The organism is Leptospira haakeii, assembly GCF_002812045.1.
In the GTDB taxonomy this organism is placed as follows: Bacteria; Spirochaetota; Leptospiria; order Leptospirales; family Leptospiraceae; genus Leptospira_B; species Leptospira_B haakeii.
The window spans coordinates 44,348-56,740 of sequence record NZ_NPEG01000001.1 but is presented as its reverse complement, the minus strand read 5'-3'; the positions used below and the strand labels follow the sequence as shown (position 1 = coordinate 56,740).

Annotated in this window: 12 protein-coding genes; 10 read left to right on the top strand and 2 right to left on the bottom strand. The window is 39.9% G+C overall.

Going from position 1 to position 12,393, the window contains the following annotated elements; all coding sequences use genetic code 11:
• The first annotated feature begins 53 nt into the window (after nucleotides 1–53).
• Nucleotides 54–317: a type II toxin-antitoxin system Phd/YefM family antitoxin gene (locus tag CH377_RS00300; RefSeq protein WP_100721868.1), complete on the top strand. Its 264-nt coding sequence runs from the start codon at nucleotides 54–56 to the stop codon at nucleotides 315–317.
• Nucleotides 314–733 carry a type II toxin-antitoxin system VapC family toxin gene (locus CH377_RS00295; RefSeq protein WP_100721867.1) on the top strand — a complete coding sequence of 140 codons (420 nt, stop codon included), beginning with the start codon at nucleotides 314–316 and terminating at the stop codon, nucleotides 731–733. The genes CH377_RS00300 and CH377_RS00295 overlap by 4 nt, the downstream gene beginning before the upstream one ends.
• Before the next feature lie 20 nt (nucleotides 734–753).
• Here the strand turns inward: CH377_RS00295 and CH377_RS00290 are convergent, their stop codons facing one another.
• Nucleotides 754–1,191: an LIC13259/LIC11441 family protein gene (locus CH377_RS00290; RefSeq protein WP_100721866.1), complete on the bottom strand. Its 438-nt coding sequence runs from the start codon at nucleotides 1,189–1,191 to the stop codon at nucleotides 754–756.
• 44 nt (nucleotides 1,192–1,235) lie between these two features.
• The gene (locus CH377_RS00285; RefSeq protein ID WP_100721865.1) at nucleotides 1,236–1,556 is read right to left on the bottom strand and encodes a hypothetical protein; all 321 of its coding nucleotides are present in this window, start codon (nucleotides 1,554–1,556) and stop codon (nucleotides 1,236–1,238) included.
• A 116-nt stretch (nucleotides 1,557–1,672) separates the two neighbouring features.
• Here CH377_RS00285 and CH377_RS00280 point away from each other — a divergent pair, with 116 nt between their 5' ends.
• From CH377_RS00280 to CH377_RS00245, 8 genes are all read left to right on the top strand, one after another.
• Entirely contained in the window at nucleotides 1,673–2,182 is a 510-nt protein-coding gene (locus tag CH377_RS00280) for a DinB family protein (protein ID WP_100721864.1), read from the top strand.
• 17 nt (nucleotides 2,183–2,199) lie between these two features.
• Nucleotides 2,200–2,520, top strand: coding sequence for an SH3 domain-containing protein (locus CH377_RS00275; protein WP_100722765.1), 321 nt, complete (start codon nucleotides 2,200–2,202; stop codon nucleotides 2,518–2,520).
• A 38-nt stretch (nucleotides 2,521–2,558) separates the two neighbouring features.
• On the top strand, nucleotides 2,559–3,356 hold the full coding sequence (locus CH377_RS00270; RefSeq protein ID WP_100721863.1) for a hypothetical protein: 798 nt from the start codon (nucleotides 2,559–2,561) through the stop codon (nucleotides 3,354–3,356).
• A 162-nt stretch (nucleotides 3,357–3,518) separates the two neighbouring features.
• The gene (locus tag CH377_RS00265) at nucleotides 3,519–7,028 is read left to right on the top strand and encodes a PAS domain-containing protein (protein WP_100721862.1); all 3,510 of its coding nucleotides are present in this window, start codon (nucleotides 3,519–3,521) and stop codon (nucleotides 7,026–7,028) included.
• Nucleotides 7,018–7,425: a response regulator gene (locus tag CH377_RS00260; RefSeq protein ID WP_100721861.1), complete on the top strand. Its 408-nt coding sequence runs from the start codon at nucleotides 7,018–7,020 to the stop codon at nucleotides 7,423–7,425. The genes CH377_RS00265 and CH377_RS00260 overlap by 11 nt, the downstream gene beginning before the upstream one ends.
• A 161-nt stretch (nucleotides 7,426–7,586) precedes the next feature.
• Nucleotides 7,587–9,347 (top strand): acyl-CoA dehydrogenase family protein, encoded by a 1,761-nt coding sequence (locus CH377_RS00255; RefSeq protein WP_100721860.1) that lies wholly within the window; start codon nucleotides 7,587–7,589, stop codon nucleotides 9,345–9,347.
• 82 nt (nucleotides 9,348–9,429) lie between these two features.
• Nucleotides 9,430–11,373, top strand: a complete 1,944-nt coding sequence (gene fliD, locus CH377_RS00250) for a flagellar filament capping protein FliD (protein WP_100721859.1) — start codon at nucleotides 9,430–9,432, stop codon at nucleotides 11,371–11,373.
• A 30-nt stretch (nucleotides 11,374–11,403) separates the two neighbouring features.
• Nucleotides 11,404–12,372, top strand: a complete 969-nt coding sequence (locus tag CH377_RS00245; protein WP_100721858.1) for a hypothetical protein — start codon at nucleotides 11,404–11,406, stop codon at nucleotides 12,370–12,372.
• The last annotated feature ends 21 nt before the right edge of the window (nucleotides 12,373–12,393 follow it).

Genomic DNA, 12,393 nt, shown 5'->3' with positions numbered 1-12,393 from the left:
GTTTTCCGGGGTCGAGAATTGACAGAGGTCGACTAGTCTGTTAGACTGGTTGAATGGCAGCGGCTGAATCAAAAGAATCGTCTATCAATGCGTTTGAAGCAAAAACAAAGTTCTCTTCTTTATTAAGAGGAGTGCAAGCCGGCGAATCATATCTAATTACATTAAGGGGAGAACCTGTGGCTCGATTATTACCTGTTTTAAAACATACAAGTTACATAGAATTTTTAGAGACCTTAAGTAGGGCAAAGGAACTCAGAAATAAGATCAAGGGCCCTGTTCCCATTTTAGAATACAAGGAAGAAGGCAGGGAAGTTTGACAGGTCTCGTACTAGACGCGAGCGCAGTTGCGGCAATTTTACTTCCCGATGAGGATTCGGACAAGATAGCGAACTCAATGGCGGAGTTTCAAAAGGAAAACCCGAGTTCCCTTTTTTTAGTTCCTTCTCTTTGGTGGTCCGAAATTACGAATATACTTCTTGTTTCTTTTAGAAGAGGAAGGATCAAAGAGGACGAGTTTCAAACTTGTTTATTTTTGATCTCCCGTTTGCCTATCGAAACTGATTTTGCAAAAGGTGTAGGATACCAAAACATTTTAATCGGTATCGGCAAAAAAGAAGGTCTTTCCGCATATGATTCCGCCTATATAGAGTTAGCTGAGAGAAAGAAAGCGGGACTTCTTACCATAGATAAAAATTTAGATAAGATCAGAAAGAAGCGGAAGATCCCTAGATAGACCGCCTCTTTGTTAGTTCGTTAGCTTATCAGTTTTCCCGTTTCCCTTTCGTCGATCAGATAAGGATTTCGGACTTCATTTGTTTTAGAGATCCAAACCTTTCCGGTTTTAGGACAAAGAAAAGAATAGAATTGGAATTTAGGCGCTATTTCTTTAAGAGAAGAACATAACTCTGAGTATAAAAATTCTTGTTCTTCTCTCGAACCTGCCTTTTCCAATAATTCTGCAAAGGTTAATGACTTAGCGTATTTTATCCTTTCTTCTCCTGAACTTTCTTTGGCCTTACGGATCATTCCGGAGAGTCCTTTCGGGTTTGTTCTTTTGTCATCGCCTGAGAGTAATTGTTCATGAAACACGACAAGTCTTTGGAATAATCTTAACTCTGAGGATTCCGCAGCGACCGGAGCGGAAACTGAAACCACGGATGCCGCGGCTATGTATGCGAATACGTTGCGCATAAAATTCTCCTATATTATAAAAATTAAATATATGGAGAAGCTTACTAAATGATAAGTCGGATCGTATACAGGTTGGAGTCGAAGGCGGAAATATGTAAGGGTGCTTCCGAATCCAAAAAGGAAAGTATAGATTCCGAATGAGAAAGCAGACCTAAACTTTTCCAGTAGGTAGAAGCCGCTTCGGTTTCTATTCGTTCGGATTCTTTTTCTAAAACTATTAAGTTAGAAAGAGCGGACTGAGAGAGTTCTAAATGAAAACTTTGTTTGGAATGTTTTGTCTCGGCAAAAGATGTAACTGTTCCGTTAGCAGATATTGCGAACGAAAAACAGAATACGAGTAATCCTACGTAAGCCCGAGCAAACATTTAAAATTGGACCAAGAATCAAATCGATAGGTTTCCTTTTTATTTTGATAGGGTAGGGATTGTCTTCAAATTTTAATATGTATTGACCTATTTGTATTATTGCTCAAAATTTCAGCATGATAGATCCGGAATACTGTGTCGCTTTGGCAGAATACAATCGTTGGCAAAATGAATCCTTATTAAATGTTTCTGAAAAATTAAAACCAGGTGAATTGGAAGAAGATAAAAAATTATTTTTCGGTTCGATGGCAAAGACCTGGAATCATATCATCATGATGGATCTTTCTTGGTTAGATAGGTTTCATTCTAGACCGATCCAAAAATTGGATTTCCAGGAAATGCAATTTTCTAATCTGACAGAACTCAAAAAGCTTAGGGCCGAATTAGATTCGACGATTTCCGAATGGGTAAAAACCATAACCTCAGAGTGGCTTACACAAGATCTGAAGTTTTACAGTTACATGTACAAAAAGGAAATCACATTGCCGATCTGGCTTTTGATCGCTCATTTTTTCAATCATCAGACCCATCATCGCAGCCAGATCTCTACGGCATTATTACAGAGCGGATTGGATTACGGAGTCACGGATATTCCTTGGAATCCTTTTTATCCAAAATCAAGATAATATATTCAGGCAAACAAATGAAACAGACCCTCGTATTCTTTTTGACTTTCATCTCTATTTTAGTTTGGAATTGTGCCTCAGTAGAAAAGGTAGAACCTCGTAAGATAGAAAAAATCATGAAGGTTCATGCCGGAGGAGGTCTTCGTTTGAGGATCTCGCCTAATATAGAAGCTAAAAAAATAGATCTGGTCCCTGACGGTGATGTCGTCGAAACTTTCGGCGAGACGGGAGAACTAGAGATTCAAGATGGTAAACAAGGCCGTTGGGTCAAAGTGAAGTGGAAGAAAAAAGACGGATATGTATTCGGCGGATTTTTAGAATTTATCAACGTCAAATAATTTATACTTTTTGAATATTCTCCTGTTAAGGAATTCCATTGAGAAGATTAAGAAACCAATTTATAGATATTATTTCATTCCAGAATGCGGCTGGGTATTTTGCTGCAATTACGTTTTTTGTGAGTTTGTTCTCCTTGTTGATCGATCCTAAGATCGGCGTATTGACTCCTGATATGTTAGAGGGAGGAAGATGGTGGAATGCGGGACTGTTTGTTTTTCATCTACTATCCCCTGCCGAGATACAGGCTGGAACTTATATGCCTTGGATTTTCTTGGTCTTCTACACATACCTGGTTTTTTCTGTCGGTAAAATTTTGGAAGAGGATATGGGTTCTCTTCGATTTAATCTATTTTTGTTTTCCTTAATGTTCTTCATTACGATAGGTGGAGTTCTTTCCCTATATTATCCTTTGTTTGTGGAAACTAAGATGATCTATGATTGTCTTTTATTGGCTTTGGCGATCCGTATGCCTAATTTGGAATTTTTCATCATTCCTATTCGAATGAAATGGATCGGGATTGCGTTATTCGTGTATCTGTTCTGGGAACGAGGAGACGAGATGAGGATGTTTAATTCGGTCCTACCATGGGCCGGATTATTTTTCGGATTCTCCAGCTTATTATTGTTTTTCGGAAGAGATATCTTAGGTACTAAGATTCGGGAACGCAAAACTTCTACTTGGAAAGCCAAACAATCCGAAGTATTCACGATTCATAAATGTTATATCTGCGGAGCTACCGAAGCCACGGATCCTCAATTGGAATTCCGTTATTGTGTGGCCTGCGAAGATAAGGAATATTGCGAAAATCATCTTCATAATCATGCACATTCTTAAGAGACCTATATCCCTTAAGAGCGGATTTTTTTGTATTCTTCTAAGCTTGTAATTTATTCGATTTTTTTTAAACCGGATTGACTTTCTTTAGGTTAGGTGTGAAATCTTCCGGCACTCCAAAATTCTTTCGGGCCCAAAGGGAATTTTGTAGGATAACCTTCCGTGAATTCGATCGTCTACTGGTTTGAAGAATTATTTGCCTCCCTTCCTTTGTCCTTTATAGACATTTGGGGCAGATTCGGCTATATTGTCGGGATCTTTTTAATGATCTGCGCCTACGGAGGATTTACTTTTAATCCCGGAGGCAAATTCGGTTTTGGCCGCCGAAAACAAAGCTGGGATACTCAGGCGTTCCTAAGTATTCCATTCACTTTTGTTTTTATTTTTATAACTGGCTATATCGGTTCTTTTATTGTTTTGGTTCCGGGTGCTCAGACCTTTGAATCCTTAAAAGATCTAACAGTTTTTCTTTGTATTCTTTTATTCGGTTATCCTGCACTTCTTGCGGTTCCTTTTGCCTATGGACTTTCGGATCTGATAGAAGGTGTTCCTCCTGATTTTTTATTCGATTGGCTTTTAGGTTATTTTATCAACCCAGCTTGCTTCTGGGTGGCATACCAATTGATCGGAAGAGATCCTGATTTTAAAAAACTGAAAACCTGGGTTTTATATTCGATTTTTGTAATTATCTTCATGAGTGTAGAACCTCAACTTTGGGGATATATCTGTTCCGAACAATTTACTAGAGAGATCTCTTACCGCAATATCACTCCTGCGCTGTTTTTTACTACTGGGGTAACTTGGGTGGTTGCTCCTTTCGCGATGTTGATCGCATTACCTTTAGCTAAAAAATACGGATTATTTTGGGCAGAAATTCCGGGCCACACAAGGGAGCTGATCTTAAGTTACAAAGAATGGTACTGGCAGGAAGAAAAGTTTGGCAAAGACGGAATGCCTTTGGGGCAAGGGCTTCCGATCCGGATGTTCTTAGTCACTCCATTCATTCTTTTGGTTTTGATTATGGTGGCAGCCACTGCTTATTTAACTTTAAGAAGTTCAGAGGCAGCATCCGGAAAACTTGCGGCAAGATTACACCAAGAGATTTCGGAGAATATTAATCTCAGATTGGATGATTATCTGGCTCGTTCTATCCAGAAAAAACCGGAAGAGATCTCTCTTTTATTAAAAAATACGAATATAGCCAGACATGGTAGGGCCTTTATTATAGATAGGGAAACTAGAATTATTGCTTCTTCAGACTTACGTTTTAGTAATATCGGCTCTGCCTCAGAGAGTGGGGATCCAGTAGTACGGAATTCTGTCCTTTCCGTTCTGAAAGATTATGGAGATCTGTATTCTGTTAGGGCTGCATTTCAGTTTAGATTTGATGTAGTAAATGCCAAACCGGTTTCCAGAGAAACTTGGCTGACTCAGGTAACTCCGTATAGGGATAATGCAGGACAATATGATTGGATAGTGATTACTGCGATGCCGGCTTCTTATTATTTAGAAGGTGTACAGATCGGTAATAGTGAGTCTGCAAAAGTATTTGCAGTTGCATTGACTCTTTCTCTTTTGATTGCAGCATTTCTCGCAGGAATTGTCACATCACCAATACGTAATATTTCTCAGGCTACTAGAGCCATGGCGGAAGGTGACTTCTCCCAAAGGGTTCCTTCCAGTAAATTGGAAGAGATTGGGACACTTGCATTTTCATTCAATCATATGGCGGAGCAGTTACAGGAAGCGTTCCGTAGGACAAAGGCAAGCGAGGAGCAATACAAAGATCTCGTAGATACTACTCCTGGTGTCGTTTGGGAAGCGGATGCAATCACTTTTAATTTCACATTTGTGAGTAAACAAGCTGAGGATCTATTAGGATATTCGGTAGAAGAATGGAAAACTCCTGGATTTTGGGCGGATCATATTCACCCGGAAGATAAGGATTATGCGGTAAATTATTGTGTGGCTTGTACGGGGAGATTAGAAGCCCACGAATTCGAATATAGGTTCTTGAAAAAAGACGGAACTGTCGTTTGGCTTAGGGATATGGTGAAAGTGATCACCGAGGACAATAAGGAAAAATGGCTTCGAGGAGTGATGGTAGATATCACCGAACGCAAAAATATAGAAGAGAAATTTTTAGAAAGAAACAGATTTGTAGAATCCATTTTAGACATCAGTCCTGATATATTATATATATATGATATAAAAGATAAAAAGAACATATATAGCAATATCGGTGTGGAGAGATTATTAGGGTATTCCGTGGAAGAGATTCAGGAAATGGGAGATTCCCTTTTGAAATCACTTATGCACCCCGATGATTTTCAGGCGTATTTAACCAATATTATTCCAAAGTATTTAAACGCTCTGGATAGGGATGTAATAGAGCATCAATATAGGATGCACCATAAAGATAGGAAATGGCGCTGGTTCGTCTCTAGGGAATTGATTTATAAAAGGGATCAGGAAGGAATTCCGACACAAATTTTCGGTATATCAAATGATATTACTAAGAGTAAAGAAGCAGAAGAAACGATTCTGGATCTAAATGCGAATCTAGAACGTAAAATTGATCAAAGAACGGATGAATTAAAAAGAACAAATAAGGATCTGACAGAAGCTTTGGAGTATCAGAAGAAGATCTCCAAAGAGTTGAATGAAACTCAAAGCCAACTTCTTCTTTCCGAAAAATTAGCAGCGTTAGGTCAACTTGCTGCCGGAATGACTCATGAATTGAACACTCCTTTGGGGGCGATCGTTTCTTCAAATCGTGCGATTTTGGATATCTTATACGAAGAGATCAAGGAGATACCTGACCTTCTTCTTAGCTTAAATAAAAAGGAAGTTGAATATTTTAAATTTTTGTTGGATGAAAGTTTAAAGGAAATTTCCCAAGCAGAAATTTTGCCGAATCGTTCTTTGAGAAGGGAACTTGTTCGTGTATTTAAAGAAGCTTCCATCCAGGATCCGGAAAATGCTGTAAATATGGTCTTAGAGTTGGGGATCCATAGATTGGGAGAAAAACTTCCTGAACTTTTGAAGACTGAAAATTCTCTGAAAATTTTAGAGGCTGTTTCTTCTATCGCTTCTGTCGTAAGATTCAGCAATGTAATCTCAATCGCTACCGGAAAAGCCTCTTATGTTGTGGATGCGCTTAAGAATTATCTAAATCCAGGAACGCATAACGGAGATGAGGAGCTTGTTCCGGTAGATGTAGAGGTGGAACTGGAAACAATCATTGCACTATATCATAATAAGATCAAATACGGGGTAGAAGTAGCTAAACATTATCGGACTAACGAGCTTTGTTTAGGAGATCCGGATAAGTTGAATCAAGTATGGATCAATCTATTAAATAATGGATTGCAGGCCATGAACTATAAAGGTAAAATCGAAATTTCGATCGAGAAAAGAGAATCCTGGATTATTGTTTCTTTCGCAGATTCCGGTTCCGGAATTCCAAAAGAGATCCAAGATAAAATTTTCGATCCGTTCTTCACTACTAAAAATCCGGGAGAAGGTATCGGTCTTGGTCTGGATATATGCAAAAAGATAATAGAGAAGATGGGTGGAAAAATAGAGTTTGAAAGTGAGCCTGGACACACTAAGTTCGAAGTTTGGTTGAAACCTGCGAACCGCAAAAAAGAGGAATCTATTGGGAACTGAAACATCACAGAATGCGATCCTATGCGTGGATGATGAGGCGATTATCTTAATTACCTTACAAAAGGAATTAAAGAAGCAGCTTGGAAATCTATTCCAATACGAGACTGCATTAAACGCAGAAGAAGCTATGGAAGTTATAGATGATCTAGTAAGTGCCGGTGTAAACGTGATCCTGATACTTTCCGATTGGTTGATGCCAGGGATTAAAGGAGATGAGTTCTTAATTTTGGTCCACCAAAAGTATCCTAAAATCCGATCCATTTTGATTACCGGTCATGTGGATGCAGCGGCAGTAGACAGGGTTAAAAAAGAAGCAGGGACTTATACAGTGATCCCAAAACCTTGGGACGTGAATAAACTAATGGAAGCGGTTCGAGTTTGTTGTAATTTAAATTAGAGCGAACGTTACGAAAATCACCTGAGAAAACACTTTATCTAACTTAATATTTTGCCCTTCAAACTAACACCAGTTCATTCGGATCTTTCGATTTTGAAAACGAATTGACCTTTCCTATTCTAAGAAGATACTTTATTATCTCCTAAAGGAATCTTCTCATCATGCTACAAAACAACTACTTCAACGATGTATCCGACCTGAGGTTACATTTCGATCATATCATCAATTGGAGGGAAATTGTAGATTCCTATGAGGGCGGATTTGCTGACGCTGCAAAATACAAGGCGGGAGATGAAAGATTTTCTACCGCTCCTTCTTCTCATGAAGAAGCATTAGAATATTATAAAACTTTATTGGACTCTGTAGGAGAATTTGCAGGTAAAGAGATAGCTCCTTATGTTGCTGAATTGGATAAGGTAGGCGTAAAATTCGAGAATGGAAAGGTAATATTTCCGGAAAAACTATTAGAGATCGTCCGAAAAGCAAGAGATGCAGGATTACAACCCACAGGTTTTTCCAGAAAATACGGCGGTTTAGGGGTTCCTTGGACAGTTCGAGCATTCTTTAGCGAAATCTTATATAGAGTGGATGCATCCGTTTGTATCTCTATAGGTTGCGTGAATTTAGCTGAGATTATAGAAAAGAACGGAAGTGAAGAATTAAAAGACGAATGGTTACCTCGTTTGGCCGCGGGAGAATTTGCCTGCGCCATGGGACTAACGGAACCCGATCATGGTTCCGATCTACCAGGACTTCGCACAAAAGCCACCCATAAAGAAGGAAACACTTATCTATTAAACGGAACCAAAAGATTTATCACCCAAGGTTGTGGTACTGGAGAAATTCCTGCGATCCTTCTATTATTAGCCAGAACGGGAAACCCTGGAAGTGGTGCAAGAGGACTTTCATTTTTCTTAGTTCAATCCAAAGACGTTCAAGTTGCTGGAATAGAAAAGAAAATGGGCCTACATTGTTCTCCTACTTGTGAGATAGTTTTAGAAAATACTCCCGGTATCTTAATCGGAGAAGAAGGACACGGACTTATCAAACATACGATGGGAATGTTGAACGGTGCGCGTATGGGAATTTCCCAACAAGGAGTAGGGATCGCACAAGCAGCGTTAGCCGAAACTAAAAAATATACTTCTGAAAGAATTCAATTCGGAAAACCGATCGGAACTATTCCTGCAGTCCGCAAGATCCTTCATAGAATGGAAAGAGAGACGATGGCAATGCGCTGCCTGATGTTAGAAGGCGCCCGCGCAATGGATCTATATTATTTCAGAGGAGATCATCTGAAGGAAAAAGGTGCCACAGAAAGGGATCTAAAATCAGACGTGGTCTTGAAGTATTGGGAAAAGTTAGCTGGAATACTCACACCAATTTCAAAGTTTTATTGTTCAGAGTCTTGCGTTAAGATTGCGGGTGACGCGGTGCAACTTCATGGAGGCGCAGGTTTTACCGAAGATTATGACGTTTCCAGAATTTACAGAGATTCTCGGATCACAACCATCTATGACGGAACTTCTCAAATCCAAGTCAATGCTAGTATTGGTGGGATTGTCACAGGAATGAGCGGGCATGGCTTCTTAAGAGAATATATAGATAACGAATGGTCTCATTTTCCAACCGAAGAAACCAAGGTTCTTTCCGATGTTTGGGACGGTTTCCAAGAGGCCGTTGCGATGTATAAGGATCTTGCTAGTTCTGAGGAGAGAGAAGAGACAGCAGACGAGATCGTATGGGCAAGTGCCAGACTTCTTTCGGGCTTATTATTTTATCGTTCTACACTTCGTATTCCGGAAGAGCTTAGGACAGAAAGACTCTCTTATGTGGACGAGTATAATCTGGACAGCCTTGGCTATATGGAAGGTTTAAAGGCAAAGTTGAAAGTGAAGATCTCTACAAGACAGGCGGTTTAAGGGCTTCTAGGAGGTCGAAAAAAAGCGTTTTTTGCCCTTATACTTTTAGGAAATCGGTCGATGGAATTAGAAGGAGGGGACTATGCCCGCATTCTCTATTCCGGGACTGAGTTCCGGCCAGGATACGAACCAAATCGTAAAAAAACTGGTAGAGCTGGAAGCGAAGCCGATTCGCCGTTTGGAAAAACAAAACGGTTTCAATCAGGCTCAGGTCAAGGCATGGTCCGATCTTAAAACCCTCACTACAGACCTCCAAAACAAAACTAGAGAAATTATTTCTTTCACTGCGCCCTTTGCAACTAAGTCAATTGTTTCCGATCCGGAAGGTGTGATCACCGGAGATGCTGCGCGTTCTGCAAGCAGTGGAAAACGTAAGATAGAAGTGAAAGAACTCGCTACATTTCATCAGATCTCAGGTGATCCTATCGATTCCGAGAGAAAGATCCCTGCCGGTACATTTAAAGTACTTTCAGGGGAGATAGAGAAGGAGATTGAGTTCCAAGGTGGAACTATAAGGGATTTGTATCTTACAATTCGTACTGCTGCTGCAGGGATTGTGCAACCTACTATCGTAAAAGTAGACCAAGATAAAACTGTTTTAACATTGGCCGCTTCTCAGTCTGGTAAAGACAATCAATTAAAGTTTGATGATCCGAACGGAGTTCTCAAGGCGGCTTCTCTTGTAGGAGGAATGCTTCCTCAAGATCCACCTCAGTCTTTTTATCTTCCTTGGGAAGCAAGCCAAACGAATCCATTTCAACCGGATAAATATGGTATGACTGCGAATGCTAAACCTATATTTATCGCAGCAGATCCGGAAAAGAAGGAACCTTCTAAGATCAAATTAAGCTCTAAACAAGCATTTCAATTTCATATGGATGCAAAAGAAGGGAAGAAGGGAGCAAGAATCGAAGCCACTCTTTCCGAACCTCTGGAAGAAGGTGAAACGATTTCCTTAGGTGTGATGTATGATCAGGACGAGCAGGATAAAGTATTTTTGGAACAGGCCTATCATAAAGAAGGAAAGATCCGTGTTACTTTCAAATCCAATATGGATGGAAAAAAGATCCATAAGGTAATCGTAATCAATCAAACCGGAAAGGAGAAGGAATTCTCAAATTTCAGATTTGTTCTTCCTGCCGAGTTTAATGGTGCCAAACCTGCAAAGACTATTGTAGAAGCTAAGGATGCGGTATTTTTGGTAGATGGAATCGAGATCACTCGACCTAAAAACGAAGGTTTAACCGACGTATTGGACGGGGTGCTTCTTAACCTGAACAAAAAGAGCGAAGGTGGTCCTGCTACAGTAGATATCAAAGTGGATTCCGCAAAAGGGATCCGAATGATCAAGGAATTTATAGAAGCATATAATAATGTTCTAAAATACTCTAAGGATGCCACCGCAGTTAATAGAGAAGGTGGGATTAGCGATTCCAAACTGGAAGATCCGGATATTACGAGATCCTTCTGGGAGGGGAAAACTAAAACGGGTATTTTAGCCGGTGAGAACTCAGTTATTCGTCTGGTCGCAGGTATGAAAACAGTGACCACTTCTTCTTTTCCTGCATATCCAAGTTCCGAGATCAGAACACTTTCGGATGTTGGAATTTCAACAGGAGATGTGGGAAGTAAGTGGGCGGATATCCAAGAAGGTTTTCTGGCTCTAGATGAGGCAAAACTCGCAGCTAAACTTGCAGAGAACCCTGACGCAGTTCGTCATTTATTCGCCCAGGATACAAATTCTGACGCTAGAATGGACACCGGAGTAGGCGTAAATCTAGTAGAACATTTGAAACCTTATACTCAGTTCGCAGGCGGACTGGTAACAAGTAAGATCAAGTTATTGGAAGAACAAGTCTCTGATAATAACAAAAAGATCAAAAACTTCGAATCACACCTAATGAGTTATGAGAAAAAACTCAAAGAAAAGTTCCTCTATATGGAGCAGGGTGTGGGTAGAAACAAGGCCGTTGGTTCCTATCTGAATAATAATCTCAGTAGGGGACAGGGCGATGATGGTAAATAAAGGAATTATAATATAAACGGAGGAATCACCGTGGAAATATTCGTAAACGAGCAAAAATTGGAAAGCGTCATTGAAAATGAAAAGAACCTTGGAGAGGTTTTCGACGCGGTACGTCGTTGGGTGGAAACTAACGGCAAATTTTTATTATCCTGCGTTGTGGACGGCGAAGAATTTACCCAGAACACAATGCGTGATTCTTCCATTTCAAACGCGTCCAAGATGGAATTTTTTGTGGGAGAGGAGCTGGACATTTTGATTAGCTCTCTCCATGAGTTGGATTCTTATGTGGATAAGGTCGGAACTACTTTACTCGGTAGAGATTCTTTGACCGAAAAAGAATCTAAAGAATTAACAGACGGGATAGAATGGATCCGCAGTCTTCTGGAATCTGCAGGTAAACTTTTGAAACTGAAATACGATCAGATCAAACCTATGGGGACCGGCTCTACAGTCAGTGATATCCTGGATGCGCTGAGCAGCAATTCTTCCAAACTAGATGGGACCACTGCAATCGAAGAATTTTTGGAATATCTAAGAGATCTGAAATTATTCGTCATGGATCTGGTGGCAAGAGCTTCCGTTCTGGATCTGGAACTTCCTACTTTAAGAGAAATTTTAGATACTTTCATCAAGGCTGTACCTGCTTTAAAAGAAAGTTTTGTAAAAGTAAATGAAAGTTATCAGGCGGGAAAAGATGAGGTGGCAACACATCTTCTTACTCAATCTGTTTCTCAGATCAATGTTCTTTTGACTTCATTTATCACTTTGAGACAAAAACTTCCTGGTATGGATTTTTCTAAGATCCAAATCGCAGAAAGAACTTTTGAAGAAAAGACGAACGACTTAAACGATACACTTGCTTCCGTTGCTTTAGCTCTGGAAGAGAAAGATATTATTCGTGCAGGTGACATTATCGAGTATGAGATCCCTGCAGTTCTGGATGAATTTCTTCCTTTCTTGGAAAAAGTAAAAGAACAAGCAGACTCGCTCGCAGTATAACTAAATCTGCATGGCGGGCTG